The following is a 20,033-nucleotide window of genomic DNA, read 5'->3' as shown; positions in this document are numbered from 1 at the left end:
CACACCCCCTTCGTGCTGGTCGAGCAGTATCTGACGGGGCCGAGTTTTCCGTCGAGGTGTTCGGCGAAGAGGCCGTCGTCACCGTGGCCAAGCACCTCGGAGCGCCGCCGGTGTTCGTGGAGACCGGGCACGACGTGCCCGCCGCGCCGCCCGCGCCCGAGGCCACCGCGCTCGTCGACAGCGCCGTGCACGCGGTCAAGGCGCTCGGCCTCGGCTGGGGCGCCGCACACGTAGAACTCCGCCTGGACGGCCGTGCGGCACGGGTCACCGAGGTCAACACCCGGCTGGCCGGCGGCCTGATCCCGGAGCTGGTGCGGCACGCCCGCGGGATCGACCTGGTCGGCGCCCAGGTGCGCGCGTGCCTCGGGCTGCCCGTCGACCTCACGGCCAGCCCGGACGCAGCCGGCGCGGCCTCGATCCGCTTCCTCATCGCGGACACCGACGCCGTGCTCGGGGACCCCGGCGGGGCCGAGTCGGCCGCGCCGGCCGTGCCCGGCGTCACCGACGCGGCCCTCTACCGAACGGCGGGCCCCCGTCGGCCCGGCCGAGGACTTCCGCGGCCGCTTCGGCCATGTCATCGCCGTCGGCGAGGCGGCGGTATCGGCCGCCGAACGGGCCCGAGCCCGCGCGCTGGCCACCGTTCTGGAGCCCGTGCGGGAGGTGGTGCCGCTAAAGCGCGATCGCCTTCGGTGTGGATGCCGGTATGAGCGCGATCGCCTTCGGTGTGGATGCCGGTATGAACATGTCTTCGCGTCTTCACGTCTGCACGTCTTCGCGTCTTCGGCGACGCGGATCACCGGCCGCCGTCCATCGGCAAGAATGGGTGATGTTCACGTCAAGACCGGGATTCGCTGGGGGACGCATGGCCGAGAACGTGGCGGGGACCGTGGCGGAGAACGAGCAGCGCGAAGCGGCCGAGCCCGCGCCGGTGCCCGCGCCCCTGCCCCTGCCCGAGACGCTGGTCAAGGAGATGGACCGGGAGATGCGGAGGTGGCGGGTCGCCACCTTCAACTACGGCATCACCTACTACCTCGGCCGGATTCTGCTCATCGTCGCCAGCGCCGTCGTGGCCGCCGACCAGAACCTGGGCGGTGGCCACGGGAGTTGGCTGATCAAATGGGTTCCGTTCCTGGCGCTCGTGGTCGCGGTGATGACGGCCGTGGACACCTGGCTGAAGCCGCAGCAGAAGTGGCGCGGCTTCATGGAGTCCCGGGACGCGCTGGCGGACCTGCGCATCCAGGCCGGTGGCGGCATGCCGGCCGACGAGGTGCGCGAGAAGTTCCTCGAACTGCGCCGACAGCACCGGGAGCGGAACGTCTTCTGACCCGCTCCCGGCGACCGTGGGGTGGCGGCAGACCCTAGTGCCCCGGCAGGCAGCGTTTGCCCGTCAAGGAGCGGCGTCCGGCGCGTGCTCTCGGTGTGCCGGGTGCAGGCCCTCGTACTGGATGTACTTGGGTCTGTGCCCGGTGCGGCGAGAGGGCGTGCCGGGCGTCGCGACGGGGCGAACGTTGCCTGTCGGGGCACTAGTTGCCAGCCGCGGGCGTCGAAAGCCGTTGCACCGCCCGGCGCTCGGCGGCCTCCACGTCCAGCCGGCCCGACGGGTTGCCGTCGCGCGCGACGACGGCCGCGCGGACCAGGGCGAGATAGAACAGCGCCGGTGCGCACGGGGTCCACTCCCCGGGCTGCTTGCGCAGGACGAAGTCGAGCACGCTGTCGGGGTCGGCCGGGACGAAGTCGAACCGGTCGTGCTCCCACTTGTCCTCGATACCCCGGCTGCGGCGCGCCACAAGCCGGTCGGCCGTCAGATCGGTGAGCACGGCGCGGTAGAAGGCGGCCCACTGGTGGTTGCGCATGTCGAGGGCGAAGGCGAGCAGTTCGAGCTCCACCGCGTCCTCGTCCTGGACGGCGAGTTCCTCCCGCAGGGCACGCCGTGCCACGGAGTGCAGGCTGATGGGGGAGCCGTCCCCGGGGACGTCGTGGATGGCGGCGAGTCCCTCGTTGACCGAGGAGTTCCAGCGTGCCTTGTTGTGGCCCTCCACCTTGACGCTGCGCCGCGCGAAGACCATCTGCCGGTCGGGCCCCGTCTCGACCGCCACGTTGACGCCGAAGCTGCACGAGAGGAACGCGGGCACGGTCACCGGGTCGGCGTTGTCCAGGTACTGGGAGCGCAGCGTGGCCGGATCGCCCTCGCGCAGCGGCTCGTCGAGGTTGACGGACGTGGCGAGGAAGTCGTAGTAGTCCGCGTCGCACAGACTCATCCGCACCTGGGGTTCCTCGGTCTCGTCGCTGCGCGAGGTGATGACGCTCTCCACGGCGAAGCGGGGGTTGTTCCAGGCGTACGGCTCACCCGCCGCCTGCCGGCGCTGCATCTCCGCCTCGATGTCCTCCCGCCATCGCTGGACCTCGACCGGCAGTTCCACCCGGCGCAGCCCGGGTTCGTAGATGATCTGCACGTTCTCCTCGTGGATCGGGCGGGTGCCGTCTCCCTCGAAGATGTGGCAGTCCGTCACAAGATTCCCGATGACCATGCGGTCGCGCGGCTCCACGAGTCCTCCTAAGCCCCATGTCGAGTAGCGTGAGCAGCACACGTTGTGCGGTCAGGCTTCCACAAAGCGTCCTGCTGTGCGGCACGGACGGGTGGCTGAACTCTGCGGAGGGGGAGTTCGGTTGGACCGGGGCAAGGGTCGTGACGGGGTGGTCGCCACGGTCGTGGTCGACAAGTACCGGGGAGACGCGCGCCGATTACGGGACCGGGCCCGGCTCAGGAGGACGGCCTCCCGGTTCGTGGATCAGGCCGCGCGGCTGGGCTTCGCCGCCCCGGTGCTGGGTGTCAGCAGTGCCGACGGCGGTGACGGGACGGAGCTGTCGGCGGGGCGTGAGCAGATCCGGGACCTTGTCCTGCGGCTGGGGCGGCAGGGGGCGGAGAGGAAGATCCTCTACTGGACGGGTCACGGCGAAGTGGTGTCGGGCGCCTTCTACCTCGCCTGCGAGGACAGTTACCAGGAAGGGGTGTTCGACCCCCGCCGGGCCGTCTCGGCCGAGGAACTGGTCACCTGGCTCGCCGAGGACCCCACGGACACCCTCCTCGTCCTGGACGCCTGCTTCTCCGGCGAGGCGGTGCGCGAGGTCAGTCATCACGTCAAGGACGCACGGCTGAGGGCGGGCGTCCCTGACACGGAGGCCGGATTCGCCGTCGTCGCGACCGCCGGATCACGGCAGGAGGCGCTGGAGGGACACTGGGTGGACTGCCTGGAGCAGGTCCTGTCCACGCCGGAGCAGGTCATCGACGGCAGCGTACGGATCTTCCACCGGGAGAACGACTTCGTCCCCTTCCAGCAACTGATGAGCGCGGTGCGAGGCCTGACGATTCATCAAGTGCCGTTCTGGCAGGAGGCGCAGACGCTCCGCGGCTGGTTCCTGGCCAACCCGCACTGGTCTCCCCGAGCGCGTTCCGCGTTGCGCCCCGAGGACGACCGGTCCTGGATCGGCAAGGAACTCGCCGACGAGGAGCTGCCGGTCTTCTCGGGCTCGGGGGTGAGCTGGCATCTGCGGGACTTCGCCGCCCGGCATCGGGTGCTCGCCGAACTGGTCGACTGGCTGAGCATCCAGGAGTCGGGGATGCTCACCGTGACGGGGGCGTCCGGCGCGGGCAAATCCACGCTCCTGGCGTATCTGGCACATCTGACGATCGCGCACTTCGTGAACTCCCTTCCGGAGGACCGCCGCCCGCGCACGCTGCCCGAGCTCCGTTCGGTCAACGCGGCGCTCCACTGCCGGGGCAGAACCCTGTCGACGCTCGGCGAGGAGCTGGCACGGGGCCTGACGCCGCTCGGCCTGCGCACGGCGGAGATCCGGCAGGGCTCACCGCACAGCCTGGTGCGCGAGGTCGAGTCGCTGGCGGAGCTCAAGGGCAGCCTCACCCTGTTGTTCGACGGGCTCGACGAGGCGGCGGCCGGACACTCCTTCGACATCGCGCGCGGGCTGCTCAACCCGCTGGCCGCCCTGCCCGGGGTGCGGGTGGTGGTCGCCACCCGGCCGAACGCCCGGCGCAGCCTCCCGGGTGAACTGCGCGCCGAGACACTGCTGGACGTGCTGCACTGCACCACGGTCATGGAACTGGACCGCAAGGACGAGACCGAGCAGTCCATCGCCCGGCACGTCGAACGGCTGCTCGCCGAGGAGCACTCCCCCTACCGGCTGCCGCATCTGGAGCGGCAACGCGCCGCCGTCGCCCGGCAGATCGCCGCCGGCAGCAACGGCCTGTTCCTGGTGGCCACGTTATGGGCCCGGCGCGTCGCCGAGCGGCCGGTGCCGTCCGAACCGGAGCGACTGCGCGAGGAGTTACGCGAGGGCACCTCCGTCCTCGACTCCCTGCTGGCCGAGGAGCTGTTACGGCTGGACCCGCAGGACACCGCCCGCACCAGGGACTTCATGACCGCCCTCGCCCTGGCCCAGGGAGTCGGACTGCCCCAGCCCAGGGTGTGGCTGGCCATGACCAACGCGGTGCGCGCTCAGGGGAGCAGGGAGTACGGGCAGGAGGATCTGCGGGACGTCATCCGCAGGGCCACCGGCGTGACGATCACCAAGGACGTCGAGTCGGGAGAGGAGGTCCACCGACTCCACCACCCGAGTTTCGGCGCGCATCTGCTCGGCGACGAACCGCGCCGTCGGGGGATGCACCGCGCGGTCCACCGCGCCCTGACCCCGCGCACCGGCGAGGACTGGCGGACCGCGGAACCGTATGTGAGGCACCACCTCACCGCCCATGCCGCGCTGGGCGGGGACGACCTGCTGGAGGAACTGGTCCGCGACTGCCACTTCCTGGTCGCCGCCGCGCCCGACGTCCTCGAACCGCTCGTCGCCGCACGGCTCTCCACGACCCCGCAGAGCGCCCTCTACCTGGCGGTCGCGGGCCACTTCCGGCGGCACGGGACCGAGGAGGCCAGATGGGCGATGCTGCGCGCCACGGCCCTGGCCATGTTCTCGCGGGAGTTCCTGTCCGCCGTACCGAAACCGGCGTGCGTGTTCTGGGACGACGTGTGGAGCAGCGCCGTACGGCTTCCGCTGCACCGGAGCTGGCCCGGCCCGGCGGGCGGTGCGCTGGCCGTGCACTGGGAGGCGCACGGCGACGGCATCATCCACGCCTCGGGTGCGGGGGAGGTCAAGTCGTGGACCGCCGAGGGCCACGAGATCCAGGGCAGGGACACGGGGCCGGCCACCTGGAGCGCCCCGCCGCGCCAACGGGGGGTGACGGCGTCGGGCCGGGGCGAGAGCCGGGTGGTCGCCACGCACGACCGGCTGTCCGTGCGGATGTGGCACGGCAATGCCAGACACCCGGTGGAGGAGCTGTACTGGGGCGGCACCCTGGGCGCCGTCCACTCGGTGCGGTGGGACAAGGAGATCCTGCTCGCCGCGGTCGACGGTGACCGCCTGTGGCTGTGGCGGTGGGAGAGCACGCGCCCGTACTCCCGGGCGGAGCTGCGGATCCACACCGTCGGCGTGCCGGTCCACTGCGTGTCGCTGCTGGTGATGGGGGAGAGGGCCGTGGTGGTCACCGGTGGGCCCGCGGGAGTGAGGGTGTGGGAGGTACCGGGCCGCAAGACGATGCGCAGGCAACTGCGCCAGGTCCGCACGCTCGGGGACACCGTCGAGCAGGTCGTCGCGGTGTCGGCGCTGGCCGTCCCGGCGGAACGCGACCGGCTGCCCGGGGCGGTGGTCGCGGCACTGGACGGGCACACGCTCCACGCGTGGCGCACCGACGACCTGTTCCAGGGGGAGGCACATCCCCTGTTCGGCCCCGCCCCCGCTCCCGCGAGCACGGGAGGGGCCGTCGCCGTGGGACGGGGTCCGCGTGGAGTTCTGGCCGCGGTCGGGGAGGGCGCCAGCGTCCGGGTCTGGGACGAGACGGGCGCGGAGTACGCCTCGCTGCCGTGCGATCACCACCACCAGTCCCTCGCCTTCGATCCTTCGGGCACGGGACGTCTGGCGGTGGCGGACGACACGCGCATCCGCGTCTGGGAGCCGCACGACGCACCCGCGGACAGCGCGGACGGCGGCGGGCCCGGTACCCGGCACGCCGGTGGGCGGACGGTCGCGGGGGCACGGCTCGGGGTGACGCCCGGCGGACCCGGCGAAGCCCTGCTGCTGAGCCGTTCGCAGGGGCACGACGTGCTGTTGAGCCTGCACTCCTCGCAGGGGCGGAGCGGCGACGTGCTCCGACTGGAGCACCCCGAGGACCAGGTGGACGCGCTCGCCGCCACCAGGACCGGCGACGGCTGGCTGACCGCGGCGGTGGGGCGCAGGCGTGTGCTGCTGTGGACGCTCGGACCGGACCTGCGACTGCTGGACACCGAGACCCTTACCCTGCCCGGACCGTACGACCGGCGGCTGCCCTCCGTGGCGCTCCACGCCACCGGCACCGGTCTGCGTCTGCTGTGGCCGTCCGGGCAGGGTGTGGTCACGTGGGAGCGCGGGGCGCGGGACGGCGGCGCGTGGGAGAAGGGGCGGATCTTCTGGATGGGCGCCGCCGGCGCTGTGCAGCGGCTCTCGGTGGTGGGCGCCCAGCACGGCCCCTCCTGGCTGTCGGCCTGGGGCGGCAACGCGGTACGGGTCTGGAACCTCTCGGAGCCCGGCCCACAGCCGCAGCCGGTCGGCGTGGTCCGGGCGAGGGCGGTGGCGACGGGCCTGCTCCGGCGGGCCGGCCGGCCGGTTCCGTTGATCGCCTTCACCACCGGGGAGTCGGTCAAGTACGCCGAGTGCGACGGGGGCTACGCCGTGCCGACCTTTCTGCCGCGGCGGTCCGGCGGGCGGCTGGACGGCGTCGCTCTGGCGGGTCCGGCCGAGCGGCCCCTGCTCGTGGGCTGGATCCGGAACTCCGGACGTCTCCTGCTCTGGGACGTCAGAAGGGAGAAAGAACTGGACCCCATGGAATCGCGCGGGTACGACGTCACGGGTGTGGACTCGGCCTTCGACGGCGGCGGCATCACCCTCATGATCCAGGGCGTGGCCCAGAACAGCGTCCGCTGCGACCAGGTGTTCGTGCCCTGGCCCGTCGACCGACGCCCCGACCGACGGACGGGCGACCCCCCTCGAAGAGACTTGAGGAACCTTCTGTGAAGGACGATCTGGTGGTTGTCGTGCCCGGCATCATGGGCACGGCGCTGACGCGGAAGGGCACCGACGTCTGGAACCTGACCCCGCAGGCGATGAGCGGACTCCTCCGGCCCGGACGGACCGGCGAACTGCTCGCACTGCCCGAGGGCATCGGGAACGACGACCCGGAGCCCCCGCACGCCCTGGAGCTGGGCGGCGTCATCCACGGTCCGCGACTCCTGCCCGGCCTGGTCTCCAGCACGGAGTACCCGGACCTGCGCACGCCGCTCGGTATCGAGGAGGAGCGGTTCGCCGAGTTCCGCTACGACTGGCGTCTGAGCAACCGCAATTCGGCCGACAAGCTGAGACTCTTCGTCGAGGAGCGGCTCGCTCGGTGGCGGGAGACGGCCGACCCCCGGCGGTTCCCGCGGGCCGGGGAGGCCAAGGTCGTCTTCCTGTGCCGCTCCATGGGCGGTCTGGTGGTGCGGTACTACATCGAGGTGCTCGGGGGCTGGGAGCAGACCCGGTCGGTCGCCACACTGGGCACGCCCTTCTCGGGGAGCGTCAAGGCGCTGCGGTTCCTGACCGGCCGGGTGCGCTGGGTGCCGAGCCCGTTCCGCGAGCGGATCCACGAGGTCTGCTCGACGTACCCCTCGCTCGGCCAGCTCATCCCCACCTACCGGGTCGTGGTCGACCGTCAGGAGGGCAGGTCCCGTCTGAAGGGGCAACCGGTCGACGGAGTCGGCACCGGGATGATCGACGACTCCTTCGCCTTCTTCCAGGAGGTGCAGGACGCCATCGAGGAGAACGACGCGGTGCACGGCCCGAGGCGCTACGTCCTGGTCGCCCTGGGCGGCGACAAGCACCGGACCGACCAGGCACTCTCGCTCTCCCCGGCGGGCGTCCCGCGGTTCCATGAGGACTTCTCGGACTCCGGTGATCCCGAGGACCGGCGACTGCCGCTGTTCGGGGACGGCACGGTCGCGCACATCGCCCAGATACCGCCCGAGTGGGCCGACACCGGTCAGACGGTGTGGCTCGACAGCCGGCACGCGGACCTCATCAACTCCGCACACGCCCTCAAGCAGCTGCGCCGCGTGTGCGACGGCCTCGCACCGGCCGGGGTGCTGAGCACCGGCGAGCCCGTCGGGGTCGAGTTCCCGGACTTCGCCCGCGCGGGAGAGCCGTTCGAGGTGTGGGCGACGAACGCCGACGCGGCCATGGCCCTGCGCGTACGGCGTCTCGCCGAGGGCGGCGCAAGCGTGGCCGACGAGCCGATGCTGCCCTGCGGAGACGGACGCTTCCGCGCCGAACTGCGCGCCGGCCCCGGCCGGTGGACCCTGGAGGTCCACTCGAAGCCGCTCCGCTACACCTGCCGGGACGTGGTGCTGGTCGTCTAGACGCTGCCGTTCCACCGACGCCGCGACCGTACCCGGCCCCCAGCCGCGCAGAAGCCGCAGGCCGGCCCGCCGCGCCCTCGGTCGGGGACGGCGCGCCGACCGTGCCAGGACCGTCAGATGTCCCGGAACTCCTATACGTGCAGTCTGACCTGCCGCTTTACGTCACAAACAAGATCATCTTGCACAAACGCTGCACATCGCGGGCGTGAGCGGGTCACGCGGCTCGTCCGTACATCGAGCGGACGGCCCGGCGGACCTTGTCACCGGCCCCGGCGACCCGGTGCACGTAGTTACGCAAAGTGAATGCCGGATCGGCGTGTCCCAGGCGGTCAGCGAGGGTGTAAATGTCCACTCCGCCGGCGAGCATCATCGACGCGTACAGGTGCCTCAGCGCGTGCATCATCTTGTCGCGGGACTTCTCCCACCGACGGCCCGGCTTCTCTGGGTCCAAGGGCTTGATCAGGCCGACGGCAGCCAGCGCCGGCTTCCACACGTAGCTGTTGAACCAGTTGGACTGGATCGGCGTCTTCTCCCTGCCGTAGAAGAACAGCCGCACCGTCACCGGTTCACCGTCGCGTGTGCGCCAGGGAAGCGTGACTTCGATCGGCGGGAACTTCTCGGAGTGCTCCAAGAGGGCTTCGGCCACATCCTCGCCCAGCTCGACCCAGCGATCCCGCGGGTCCTCGTCGGTGCCGCCCTTCGGGTTGTCGAAGACCAGCACGGGACCGTCGTGTGCGACTTGGCGCTGAATGTGCACCATGGGCCCGTCCTCGTGGTCCCAGTCGATGTCATCGGGACCGAAGCCGAAGCACTCGCCCTGACGCATCCCGAGCCCCCTCCCCGAGTCGACGAGGGCCTTGTACCGCTCGGGCAGCTCTGCGCGGATCTTCTCCGAGTCGTACCACTTGATCGTCAGCTCCTTCGCCGACGTGCTGCCTCGCTTGGGCTTCACGGCCTGGACCGACCGGGATAGGCATGGGTTCTTGCGGATGAGCTCGTCGTCCACCGCTAGGTCGAAGGCGGACTGGAGGTTGGCGAAGACCAGACGCAGCGTCGAGTCCTCCAACAGCTCCCGCCGACTGGCCAGCCAGTCCCGAATTGTGGTCGCGCTCACATCCTTGAGCTTCAACTTCCCCAGGGGCGCGCCGATCACGTGGAGCCGCATCCGCTGCTCGTAGCGCTGGATCGTTCGGGGGTTGTCGAATTTCAGGCCCGACAGCCAGATCTCCACCCAGTCGCTGACCCGGACTTCGCCGCCAGCCGGGTTGATGTACGAGCCGTCATCGACCTCGGACCGCATCTTGTTCTCGTACTTTTTCGCCTCGGTTTCGGTCCGGCACAGCTCGGTCTGCTGGACACCGTCCGGGTCGCGCCAGCGGGCCTGCCAGCGCTTGCCCTTGCCATGGGCCTTCGACTTGAACTTGCCCTTGTGCTCCCTGCACACAGGCGCCGTGGGGTGGCGGTTCTGGCACTCAGCGGTGGTCGTGTGAGGGCAGTCCAGGGCGGCCTTCGGCGGCCTGCTCAAGTGCCAGTTGTCGTAGGGCACGCAAATAACTCCTGTTGCTGCGGAGGGAAAAGAGAAGGAGCCGGGCGCGGGCTAGTTCTGCTGGGACTTCTGCTCGGCCCACCACGACTCGACGTCGTCCCAGTCGAAGCGGAGGTATCTGCCGACGCGGACAGCGGGCGGCCCCTCGTGCCGATGCCGCCACTGGTACAGCGTGGCCACGGGGATCTGGAGGAAGGCAGACACTTCTTCGGCCGTGGCTTTGGGGCGCGGTTCCTCCACGGCCCGGACCCGTCGGGCGGCCGTCATCGCTCGCGCTCCTCAGAGAGCCTGGTGCAGGGCAACGCGGAGTTCAAGCCCACTCGGGGCAGCGGTTCGAGCAAGTGCGGATTCCCGTCCGCTCCGGCCCCAGGGCGCTTACCACTCGCGCCTCAGCGACGTTCCCGGCAGTGGTACCGGGCTATTCGCCTCTCAGGGCCTCGCGGATCATCCGATCATCCGGCCGGAGGAACGTCGGGGAGGCGCGCGCTTTTGTCCCTCCTTCGGAGTAGTGGCCGGCCGAAGCTCCTGTCCACTCTGGCCACCTGCACGTCGAAGCCCCCGTGGTACGGAGCAGGACGTCGTTCCCGGCGGCGTCGAGGTCACCAAAGTTGATCGCGCCGGGCCACGCGTTGAACAGCCGCCCGGACCCGGTGGCTGGACCCGCACATAGGGCCCTCGTTGTCGGTGGGCGTCAGTAGCCTGCTGCTATGAAGCCGGACGACTTCTTCAAGATGGAGCAAGATCCCGGGTGGTCGATGAACGGAGACCCGTGGTCGTCGTGGGGGTCGCGCTTGGATGCTGGGTTGATCACTGAACTCAGGACCAAGGCACCGGAGGGGATATCCGACCTCGACGCGGCCCAGGGCCTCACGCGCCTTGCACACGCAGAACTGGAGGAGTACGGCACAGGTGGTGGATGCCGGCTTCAAGAGGATGAGATTGCCGAATGCCTTCGGACCCTCAAGGCTTTGCTCCGTCGGCTCGGTATTGCCTTCAACCCGCCCTTTCGGGACTTTCGGAGCTTCCACGGCTACTGGAGCCGCAATGACATGGGCGGAAGTTGGGCCGCGCGGCGCGGGTACCTGAACGAGCTGTTTGCCCCGGTATGGGTGCAGCTTGATGAGCTTGAGGCCAGCTGCACTGGAGACAGCGGGCTGCGGGGTGCCGACGGCGGACTCAAGAACATCATCTTCGCTTCCACCGGCCTCAAGCCGGAGATCGTAATCGACCAGGTCGTGGACGGTGCGATCGAGATCGTCGAGCACGCGGACACCTGCCTCGTCTACAACCGCCCGCTGACCGACGCCGGTCTCACCTGGGGCGAACTCATCGACTGGTGGCGTGCACAGAACGACATGGAGGGCGCCGACGACAGCTCTGTGGCCCGATCGCTCTACGAACGGCTGAAGGCGTCACTCGCCTCAGAGGCCGAGCGCTTCCTCTTCCACGCCTTTGCCAGCCGCTACGCCGAACCCGACGCCATGTCACAGCCCGCGCTCCTGCCCCAGGTCTACCTCCACTTCGACCCGCTCACCGAGCGGCAGCGGCGGCTCCTGAAGAAGCCTCGCCGACTCGCGCGAGAACGCATGGACTTCCTGCTCTTGCTGCCCGCTGGCGTGCGGGTCGTGATCGAGGTCGACGGCAAGCAGCACTACGCGCGGGAGGTTCCCCCTGGATCAGGCAAGTGGGAGGCGGCGGCAGACCTCTACTCCGAGATGGCCGCGGAAGACCGTGCACTCCGGCTCAAGGGCTACGAGGTGTTCCGCTTCGGCGGGAAGGAGATACTCGACGCTCGCGACGACCTCTCGTTCATCCGCAGGTTCTTCTCGGATCTTGAGCAGCTCTACTGGAGTCGTCCCAGCACGTGAGCAGGCCGTAGGCACGCCCCGCTGCCGGACCGAGCGGGGGACCTCGCCGTCTGGCACTCAGCGGACGTCGCGATCGGCTCCACGGACGCTCCACGAACCGACATGGCTCCGTTAGATATAGCGGTCCGGCAGCGAGAACGGCCGCACGTCCCCCTCCGGCATCCGCCCGTGCTCCGGGGCCGTGCAGTTCCGGGCCGCCGACTCCAGGCGTTCGGCGAGCCGGTCGAGCTCGCGGTATGCCGCTTCCTCGCCCTCGCGGCTTCCATATCGCCCGCTCACCGCCGGCCTCCCCGCACCGCGCGCGTCTCGTCCATAAAGTTGTCGCCCACATCCCGGCTCTGAACGACCGGCCTCGCGAAGACGTTGCGCTGCGGAGAGGTATCCGAAGGGAACTCCGGAGCGGGCGCGTGCCGGAACTCGATTCCCGGACGGTAGCCGGGCACGAGACCGTCGTCTGAGCCGTCCACGTGACCACCGCAGGGGGTCGGCATGGCCCCTCCGCCGTACTGCTCCAGTGCGGCATGGCCCGCATCCGCGCGTGCGCTACCGGGTAGCCCGGAGCGTCGCTGTGACGCGGCTCATCCCATGGTCGAACTGGTCGGCGTTGATCAGACGTCCCGCCGGATTCGGTCCGTCGAGCCCCCGTTTCGTGCACGTCCGGATCGGGAGCGAGGGGACTGTACTTCTCGGGGCCCATAGGACCCTCCTCGGTGTCGTCGCTGCTGGGGCAACACGAGTGCAGAGCCAGGCTGGCGTCCGAGTGAGGCACGAAGCTGAGACCGAGTGATCGTCCATGACCAGCGTAAGTGTCCCGAGGCCGAGGCGGTACTCGCCGTCAGATCACTCCCATCGCGGGCTGCTCGGTGGCGGAGTAGCCGGACTGCCGGCCGCTGTAGTCGTACGATTACCCCCCAGTCTCCGCAGTGCCAGATATCCCGCGATATTGCTGCGGAAACAGGAGGTGCGATCCTCCTCCGCCCCGGGATCATGTCCGGCATGAACGAGGACGTCGAACAGGACAACCGGCTCGCGTACGCCGGACTCACCGCGCTCGCCGAGCTTATGGAGACCGTGGGGAGCAAGCTCAACCCCGACGAGGACAACCGCCCCTACTACGTCGCATGGGGCCTCCTCGCGGCCATGCACCGCCAAGCCGCCGCTGTCGTATTGCTGCACCGGAAGGGCTTCGGCCACGAGGCCGCCCCCAACCGCCGCGCGCTCATAGAACACATGGCACAGATCCGTTGGCTCGCCGAAGACGGCGCGGACGCGGTCGACACCATGAACCTGGCCCTGAAGCACAGCCAGAAAAAGCTCCGGGACGCCGCCGACCTCGCCGGCCTGCCGTACGACCCCACGATCCCCGACCTCGTCCAGGCCGCCGAGATCCCCTCCAACCCGGCCAACCAGTTCATCAACCTGAACCCGCTCCTCAAGCGGCTCGGCGCCCCGCTGCTCGCCGCGTGGACCGGCGAGACCCAGCTCGCCCACCCGACGCTCACCGCCGCACAGTGCTTCTTCGACGACACTGCCGACGACAAGGTGGTGCTCCATGGCGAGCCGACCCTCCGCCACGGCGCGGCCAACCCTGCCGACCGCTCGCCGTACATCGCCTTCGTGCTCATGTGGACGGCGATGGACGCCTTCAGCCACCTCATGAAGGGGCAGCCCTGGAGCGAGGGGCTCCAGCGCATCGCGGCCGAGGGCGGGCTCGACGGGTCCCAGCCCGGGATCGGATCTGACGAGGAAGTGGCGGGGTAGACCACGGAGATCAGCGAGCTCTCTGGCGCCTTCTTCAGGGTTACGGGGGCGACCCTTAAGTGACGGCTGGCTACATGTGATTTCGTTGGGGGGACTGCTACTTGCCGCGGAGGTCATCGATCCGCTGTTGTTCCCAGTAGTCCAGGATCATTTCGAGGCGCCTGACGGACGGCTCGATGCGGTTGAGGGCCCGGTCTAGGTTGATGAACGGAATCATCAGCCCGGTGAGCGATGACGTCTTGGATTTCAGTCCCTCCGCCTGCTTCGCCCAGGACGGCAGGTGCTTGGACACGTCGGTGAGGCCGGTCAGCATTCTGGCCATGTCGTCATCCGGGAGGGAGGCGTCCGCTTTCCCGGAGCTGTCGACGCCCAACAGTTGCCGCGCGGTGGCCACAGCCGCAACAACGGCATGTATCCGCTTCACCGCGTGACCATGGAACCGGCGGGCCATCGCTTTTACATTGACATCGACGCCTTCGATGAGTTGGCCCCGAAGCTGCTGCGGCGTTACGACGCGATCGGATTTCGATGACGCCATGGCCCACATGATCGGGCGATGCCGGCCGATAAGTTCATTAGCCAAAACCCTGTAGGCCAGTACCAGATCTGAGATCAGATCAGACTCCAGTGTGTCTCGGTGGTATGCGGCGTTGCGGTACTGGTGCAGCCGGTCGAGCACTTCGCGTTCCTGGGCTGTCAGCACGCCTTTCTGCTTCAGGAACTTGGTCTTCTCGTGCAGGTGGTCATCGATGGCCTTGCGGCGTTCCGGCCCCACGTGATCGTCGACCAACTGGCTCAGCTCCTCGGTGAGCTCCCCACCAACGTCACGGAACTCACGAATCTCCGCGATGATGCTGTCAGCGACCTGGAGCGCGAGCCGGGCGTTGACCTCGCGGCCGATGACCACCTCCACCAGGTGGTCCAGGAGGATGAGAGCAAGACGGTTGTGTGCCTGGTCGCCAGCCTCGGCGCATCGCCGGATCTCGGTTATCTCAACCGCGAGCCAGTTCCACTGTTCGGCCTCTTGTACGGTCGCGCGGTCCCAGTCGGTTGCGAAAGGCTGCATAGGCATGGCAAGAGTCTCCCACTGCCTGCCTGGCAGACCGTTTAAGGGTTCTCCCGCAACCCTGAAGATCCCTCACTGGCGTCCGTTTTGGCCTGAATAGACGGGTTGTGGTTGGGTCTGAAAGTCGCACCAGGGCCGTTCAAGTCGATTCAGCGGCGGTCGGCTGGCGACTCGCCCCCGGCGGGGGATCGGATTCACCGGAAAACGATCAGGCTTCGGCTGACAACCACAAGACTTGGTTGGTGTCGAGGTCTTCCACCCTCACCCACTCAGATTGGGGAATGGAGCGCTCCACCACGCGCCAGTGAGCACTGCCCTTGTTGCCGTGGGACAGATACGTCCCCTCTGGCCGCGACACCGGGATCCCCCACGAGATATGGGCGTTGGCGGGTACATGGTCCTTGCCCCACGTGTACCAGTTGTGGACCTCCGCCTCGGGCACGCTCACCTGGATCCGCACGGTGTAGTCCTCGCGGAAGGCCCACGGCAGGAGCTCGCGGTTCGGCGCGTCCATGAGATGGAGCGTGGGCACCACGTCCGGCCCGGCAGCCGTCCAACGAGGCTCAAGGGTCCCAGACGAGGCAATCGCGGGCCAGTGCTCGGGCTTCGTGAAGTGGTAAAGGGTTATCGCCATGGCGGGGACTCTACGGTTTGGTGGCGGATCGTGCGTGCACCTGCTCGACGATCCGTCCCCTTCCAGGCTCGTGCAGGTGGAGACGACATCAGTAGGCTGGCGCCGCCTCGACTGTCAGCACCCCTCGGTATGTTGATCCGACGAGCGAGTGTTGGGAGGGGCAGTGGCGGAGCAGCCGATCAGGTCCGGCACGTGGGTGCCGGCCGCACGCACGTACGACGAGATCATCAACGACGGCCAAGCGTCGGAGGAAGACAGGCGGCGAGCGAAAGCGGATTCGCTGTTGGGGCACATGGCTGCTCTGCTCTTCCAGCGAGGGGAGCTGCCTCACGTGGAGCTGCTGCGCCAGGTTCGCAGTGCGGAGATCGAAGACGACTACGAGAACAGGAGCATCGATCTCTGGTTGGAGTTCGATCCGGCCGACTACGCCAGTCTTGCCGAGGATGCTCAGGAGGCGTTGCGTCAGGTGTTCAGCCGGGTCTCCGCGCGCCTTGATTACGGCGTGGACTGGATTGGCTTTCGCGAGACGATGCCGCGTGTCGGGCCTGACTGGCGCGAGCGGTTGGAAGCGATGATGAGCGGCGATCGACCGGCAAATCAGGCACGGCGGATGATGCCAGAGAAGCCTACGTTTGTCGAGGATCGTCTGGCCTTCACGAACGCTGGCGAGCTGCGCGTGTACCGCGCGTTGAAGCACATCCAGGAGAGCGAACTGCCTGCCGAGGAGACCATCTCGATCTTCCCTTTGCCGTACGGACGGGTCTCCGGACACACGTGGGAGCCGGACCTGGTAGTCACGTACAGAGGCCGTGCAGGCGTTCTGGAGATCGATGGACCTCATCATCGGGTCCGCAGAGCTGTCGACACCTCGCGCGACCACCTTTTGAGGGACGCTGGCTTCGCCTTTGTAGACCGATTGCCGGTCGAGGTGGTCGATAACCCGAAGGAGCTGATGGCGTCCCTCATGCGCTTCCTGAGGCGTCTGCGTGAAACGAGCTGACGGAGCGTGTTGATAACCGGTTCCGGCGATGCGAAGGGACCGATCATCAGCCCCCGCCGGCTCGGAACCGGTTCCACAGATCGATCATCTGCTCCTGGACCGCGAGGAGTAGCGCCTCGCGGTCCAGGAGCTCCATGGCCACCTCGATGTGGGTTTCCGCCCGCGCCACCAGCATCCCGGCCGCGAGCAGCACGAGTTCCTGCACAGGTGCTCCCGTCCCCGAGCTCCTCCAGCGCCTTGGCTAGCAGCTCGTCTGGGTCGCCTGCCTTCACGCACGCGTCGCGCAATTCGCGCTCGGCCCCGCACCGGCACATCATCCGCCGGGCCCCCTCGCCCGCACTTCCGCCAGCGCCCAGTGCTTACCGCGGTAACCTCTCGCTCGATCTCGTCGCTCATGGGCTGCCCACGAGGGCCGGCGGCGCCGGATATCGGCCTACGGCGTCCCGCGTTGATGAGAAGCGTGAGCGTCCCTAGCGAGCACGGAGGCGCATCACCACAGGTATGGGCCGGTATCGATGACGGGATCGCGTCCCTCCTGCACCCGCTTCGGACGGTGGCGCAGCGCTGCACGGGCGAGAGCATCCGGCCGCACGTCGATCACGGCAACCCCGTCAAGCACGGGAATCGGCCCTTTGCCGTGCCGCACCCAGACCGGCAGAGCACCGGCATCGGCCGCGTAGCGCAGCTTCGCGACCGCATCCTGGTTCGGCTGCGAATCGATCTCGAAGACGATGTCTGGTCGTTCAAGAGAACAGGACAACAGCGCGACGTCAGCGCGTCCGTAATTGCTGCTGCTCTCGGACGTCATGATGGGGATGGTGACCTCGCATCTGCTGTTCGGATAGCCGAGGTGGTCCTGGAGGGCCTCCAGCGCCGAGGTGAGCACCCGAGTCATCCGGCGCGTGCGGTTCTCGTCCTGGGACCAGTACGCGCGTTCCGCGTACTCGGCGATTCGGTCCGCGGCGAGCCATTCCCGGACGCGGCCGGCCACTGCCCGCAGGTCATCGGGGTGTCGACGCCGGGGCGCAGATCCGGTGATCAGGTGGTGCCAGCCGCGCGCCCAGACGGTTCCCGGAACGGACACGCCCCGGAGAAGACCCCCGTCGGTGATCTGCCGCTCCACCCATGCGGGACTCCCCAGACGATCGGCTTCGAGTCGCAGCTCCTCCACGCGCTTGGCGACCGAGTCTGTCTCACCGAATACTCGCTCCATGGCGAGGTGGAAGGCCACGATCCGGACGGCGTGCCTGCGCCAGATTGCGGCGAACGCCGAGGGCACGTTCTGGGGCGGGTCGACGGGAGCGACCAGAGCCGCCGCTTCACCGGCCGCCTCCTCGGCGGCGGCCCGTAGTTGTTCGTACTGTTCTCTCTGTGCCCTGAGCGCTGCCGCTCGGGCTTCGTCAGCGCGCGCCTTGTGGGGCCTGGCCGGTGTTCCGCTGCGCGTACGACAGGCTTCCCTCTCAGCGGCCACGCAGGAGGGGCAGGGGACGTTGAGAGGGCTTGCGTCCGCCTGCGGGTATCTGGTCATCCCGGCAGGCTAGATGGACGCTCTGACAGTGCCTGAGTCTCTGGCGATGAGGCGCGGATAGGCGCCCGCAGACCTCATGAAGTACTGAGCGGAGCCGCCCGGCGTCAAGGTCAGAACAGCATCTCCTCCTTCGCCAGCTCGCCCAGGTCGAAGGGGAGAAACATGGCCCCGCCCAGCTCGACCTCCCGCTCCGACCCAGGGTGCAGCACCAGGTCGAGGGCGCACTCCCGGGGGCCGGGGTGCCTACGATCCACGACCTTGGGGTGCCGGGATTCGCCGCGATGGAGCGACGGCAGACAGAGCAATGGGTAAGCGGTCACCTGGACATGACGAAATGCCCTCGATAACGGCGCGATGAGTGTGTACATGGCCCCGAGAGCTGGGATGGTCCGCCTGGGCAACACACGAGTTACCGTGCCACTTGGAGCGCTCGAACTCCCCCTACCTGCTGGGAGCAACGCGACAACCTGCTAGGACTACAGGCATGGATACGACTCGCCTTCTTGCCTCCGCCCAGCGCCAGATGCACCGGGCGATGAGCGCTTGGTGCACGAGTGATAACGACATGGCTGTACTTCATGGGGGCATTGGTACAGAGCACCTGCTCAAGGCGCTCTTGGCCGCTCGTCACCCGTCCCTCCTCGTCGATGGCCGCGACTTCAGTAGCCTCCTTCACGCCACTGGCCAGAGCACCTTCGCTGCCTCTCCTGAGACCAAGGTGAAGACGATCGGTGCCCTCGATGCCTACAGACGGGCGAGCACCCTCATCGCTATGCCGGTCAAGGAGCGTGATCTCGACCCGCTCCTGACTGCGCGCAATGGGGTGGCGCACCTCGGTGCACATGATGACACCATCACTCATGACGCCCTAGCTATTGCCGTCACCGTGGCGGACGTTGTCCTGTTGGACCTCCAGCAAGACATTCCTGCCTTCTGGGGAGTGTGGGCAGACAACCGCCTGGACCTCGAACAGATGCAGCGGAACGCTCAGATTGCGGCAGAGAAGGTCCTTAAGGAGGCCAGCGTCGAAGCTGACGATGAGCCGCAACCGGAGGACTGGGAAGACGGCTTGCTGGAGCCCGTGGCCGACGATTTCCGCAGCGACAGCTTCCAAGCGGCCCAAATAGCAGTAGCGGTGAAGGTCAGGTGTGCCAAGAAGCTTTATCGGGTTCTGTACTACGGGAAAACGGCATCAGAGATCGCGAATGCCGACTTGGTGGAGCCGGATACAGACAGGAGCGAGTACGGCGAGTGTCTGTTTCGGTCGGTTAAATGCCCTGTATGCGGAGCAGATGGAGATGTGAGTGCATCCCTAAACAATCAGTCCCGGAGGAAGGGGAGGTCCCGGCGTAATAGGGGGGAGCGCCCCGACTACTTCGACTGCTACAGGTGTGGTCTCGAACTCGACAATCGCTATGAACTTGAAGTTCTCGGGATGGCAGAGTCGTCCAAGGACGGTTGGTTCATGTACTAAATCCGATAGAGGGCCGAGTCAAGGCCATCCTGCTCCATTGCCGAAAGATTGTTTGCGGCATTGCAACTGGTTGAGGAGAGGGTGGCCCAGTCACGGCTCTTACCGACCCCTGGATGTCAGATGCTTGCCTCATCGTCCGCGGCCGCGTCCAGGAGCCCGGCGACGAGGCCAATCCGATGCAGCTCGTTCGCCCACGGAGCGCCGACCATGAGATCGTTCAACGCCTCCATGCCGAAGTACAGCAGCATGAACGCCACGAAGGGAGACAGCTCGTCCGGGTCGGACGCATTGCCATAGTGCGGGCTGTCATAGATCTGGGCGGTCTCTTCCGCGCTGTCGTCGAAGAAGACACGCGCCGCGGTGATTCCGGAGTGGGAGTGTTGCGTCTCGCTGGTCCAGATCTCGGGCAGCCCGTTCCCAAGGCCCCCCAGAAGCTTGGTCGTAAGGTTGAACTCGTTCGCGGAGTTCGGCGGGATGACCGCCGCCGCCACGGCGTCGGCTGTGGCAGCCACCTCGTCGTCGTACGTGAACACGCCGCCCGTGTCGACCGCTTTGCGCAGCTTGCCGTGGCTGTACTGGAACGCCTTGCTCGTCGAGTCCACGGCGTCCTCACCATCCCGGGCCAGCCACTGGAGCTGAGTCATGTACTCGATCATCAGTTCGA

At 68.1% G+C, this 20,033-nt stretch carries 18 protein-coding genes; 8 read left to right on the top strand and 10 right to left on the bottom strand.

The annotated features are described in order from the left end of the window. Positions 1–56 precede the first annotated feature (56 nt). Together ABZZ79_RS35055 and ABZZ79_RS35050 are read left to right on the top strand one after the other, a co-directional pair. A complete protein-coding gene (locus ABZZ79_RS35055) occupies positions 57–707 on the top strand; it encodes a hypothetical protein (protein ID WP_356695887.1) in 651 nt (216 codons plus the stop codon). A gap of 155 nt (positions 708–862) precedes the next feature. Next, positions 863–1,324, top strand: a complete 462-nt coding sequence (locus tag ABZZ79_RS35050) for a hypothetical protein (protein ID WP_356695885.1) — start codon at positions 863–865, stop codon at positions 1,322–1,324. Positions 1,325–1,523: 199 nt separating this feature from the next. Here the strand turns inward: ABZZ79_RS35050 and ABZZ79_RS35045 are convergent, their stop codons facing one another. Then, a complete protein-coding gene (locus tag ABZZ79_RS35045; protein WP_356695883.1) occupies positions 1,524–2,546 on the bottom strand; it encodes a translation initiation factor 2 in 1,023 nt (340 codons plus the stop codon). Positions 2,547–2,667: 121 nt separating this feature from the next. Here ABZZ79_RS35045 and ABZZ79_RS35040 point away from each other — a divergent pair, with 121 nt between their 5' ends. Continuing rightward, a complete protein-coding gene (locus ABZZ79_RS35040) occupies positions 2,668–7,116 on the top strand; it encodes an NACHT domain-containing protein (protein ID WP_356695881.1) in 4,449 nt (1,482 codons plus the stop codon). Beyond that, positions 7,113–8,492, top strand: a complete 1,380-nt coding sequence (locus tag ABZZ79_RS35035) for a hypothetical protein (protein WP_356695879.1) — start codon at positions 7,113–7,115, stop codon at positions 8,490–8,492. Before ABZZ79_RS35040 ends, ABZZ79_RS35035 begins: the two co-directional genes overlap by 4 nt. A 214-nt stretch (positions 8,493–8,706) precedes the next feature. Here ABZZ79_RS35035 and ABZZ79_RS35030 read toward each other — a convergent pair whose 3' ends face one another. Both ABZZ79_RS35030 and ABZZ79_RS35025 read right to left on the bottom strand, forming a co-directional pair. After that, on the bottom strand, positions 8,707–10,038 hold the full coding sequence (locus ABZZ79_RS35030; protein WP_356695877.1) for a tyrosine-type recombinase/integrase: 1,332 nt from the start codon (positions 10,036–10,038) through the stop codon (positions 8,707–8,709). 51 nt (positions 10,039–10,089) lie between these two features. After that, the gene (locus tag ABZZ79_RS35025) at positions 10,090–10,305 is read right to left on the bottom strand and encodes a helix-turn-helix domain-containing protein (RefSeq protein ID WP_356695875.1); all 216 of its coding nucleotides are present in this window, start codon (positions 10,303–10,305) and stop codon (positions 10,090–10,092) included. Between the two features lie 440 nt (positions 10,306–10,745). Here ABZZ79_RS35025 and ABZZ79_RS35020 point away from each other — a divergent pair, with 440 nt between their 5' ends. Beyond that, a complete protein-coding gene (locus tag ABZZ79_RS35020; RefSeq protein WP_356695873.1) occupies positions 10,746–11,906 on the top strand; it encodes a hypothetical protein in 1,161 nt (386 codons plus the stop codon). Between the two features lie 111 nt (positions 11,907–12,017). Here the strand turns inward: ABZZ79_RS35020 and ABZZ79_RS35015 are convergent, their stop codons facing one another. Further along, the gene (locus tag ABZZ79_RS35015; RefSeq protein WP_356695871.1) at positions 12,018–12,185 is read right to left on the bottom strand and encodes a hypothetical protein; all 168 of its coding nucleotides are present in this window, start codon (positions 12,183–12,185) and stop codon (positions 12,018–12,020) included. A 717-nt stretch (positions 12,186–12,902) separates the two neighbouring features. Between ABZZ79_RS35015 and ABZZ79_RS35010 the strand changes: the two genes are divergently transcribed. Beyond that, on the top strand, positions 12,903–13,667 hold the full coding sequence (locus tag ABZZ79_RS35010; RefSeq protein ID WP_356695869.1) for a DUF5677 domain-containing protein: 765 nt from the start codon (positions 12,903–12,905) through the stop codon (positions 13,665–13,667). Positions 13,668–13,764: 97 nt separating this feature from the next. Here ABZZ79_RS35010 and ABZZ79_RS35005 read toward each other — a convergent pair whose 3' ends face one another. Together ABZZ79_RS35005 and ABZZ79_RS35000 are read right to left on the bottom strand one after the other, a co-directional pair. Then, the gene (locus ABZZ79_RS35005) at positions 13,765–14,739 is read right to left on the bottom strand and encodes a hypothetical protein (protein ID WP_356695867.1); all 975 of its coding nucleotides are present in this window, start codon (positions 14,737–14,739) and stop codon (positions 13,765–13,767) included. A gap of 202 nt (positions 14,740–14,941) precedes the next feature. After that, on the bottom strand, positions 14,942–15,367 hold the full coding sequence (locus ABZZ79_RS35000) for a hypothetical protein (RefSeq protein ID WP_356695865.1): 426 nt from the start codon (positions 15,365–15,367) through the stop codon (positions 14,942–14,944). A gap of 163 nt (positions 15,368–15,530) precedes the next feature. On the opposite strand from ABZZ79_RS35000, the gene ABZZ79_RS34995 reads away from it, so the two are divergent. Next, the gene (locus ABZZ79_RS34995; RefSeq protein ID WP_356695863.1) at positions 15,531–16,367 is read left to right on the top strand and encodes a hypothetical protein; all 837 of its coding nucleotides are present in this window, start codon (positions 15,531–15,533) and stop codon (positions 16,365–16,367) included. A 46-nt stretch (positions 16,368–16,413) separates the two neighbouring features. On the opposite strand, the gene ABZZ79_RS34990 is transcribed toward ABZZ79_RS34995, so the two are convergent. From ABZZ79_RS34990 to ABZZ79_RS34980, 3 genes are all read right to left on the bottom strand, one after another. Continuing rightward, a complete protein-coding gene (locus tag ABZZ79_RS34990) occupies positions 16,414–16,572 on the bottom strand; it encodes a hypothetical protein (protein ID WP_356695861.1) in 159 nt (52 codons plus the stop codon). A gap of 285 nt (positions 16,573–16,857) precedes the next feature. After that, a complete protein-coding gene (locus ABZZ79_RS34985) occupies positions 16,858–17,895 on the bottom strand; it encodes a hypothetical protein (RefSeq protein ID WP_356695859.1) in 1,038 nt (345 codons plus the stop codon). Between the two features lie 110 nt (positions 17,896–18,005). Beyond that, on the bottom strand, positions 18,006–18,149 hold the full coding sequence (locus ABZZ79_RS34980) for a hypothetical protein (protein ID WP_356695857.1): 144 nt from the start codon (positions 18,147–18,149) through the stop codon (positions 18,006–18,008). 311 nt (positions 18,150–18,460) lie between these two features. Between ABZZ79_RS34980 and ABZZ79_RS34975 the strand changes: the two genes are divergently transcribed. After that, positions 18,461–19,369 carry a hypothetical protein gene (locus ABZZ79_RS34975; RefSeq protein WP_356695855.1) on the top strand — a complete coding sequence of 303 codons (909 nt, stop codon included), beginning with the start codon at positions 18,461–18,463 and terminating at the stop codon, positions 19,367–19,369. Positions 19,370–19,485: 116 nt separating this feature from the next. On the opposite strand, the gene ABZZ79_RS34970 is transcribed toward ABZZ79_RS34975, so the two are convergent. Beyond that, positions 19,486–20,025, bottom strand: coding sequence for a hypothetical protein (locus ABZZ79_RS34970; RefSeq protein ID WP_356695853.1), 540 nt, complete (start codon positions 20,023–20,025; stop codon positions 19,486–19,488). Positions 20,026–20,033: the final 8 nt, after the last annotated feature.

The organism is Streptomyces sp. NPDC006458 (genome assembly GCF_040612135.1).
Classification (GTDB): Bacteria; Actinomycetota; Actinomycetes; order Streptomycetales; family Streptomycetaceae; genus Streptomyces.
The sequence above is the reverse complement of the archived record's forward strand: the minus strand, read 5'-3'. Positions and strand labels throughout refer to the sequence as shown.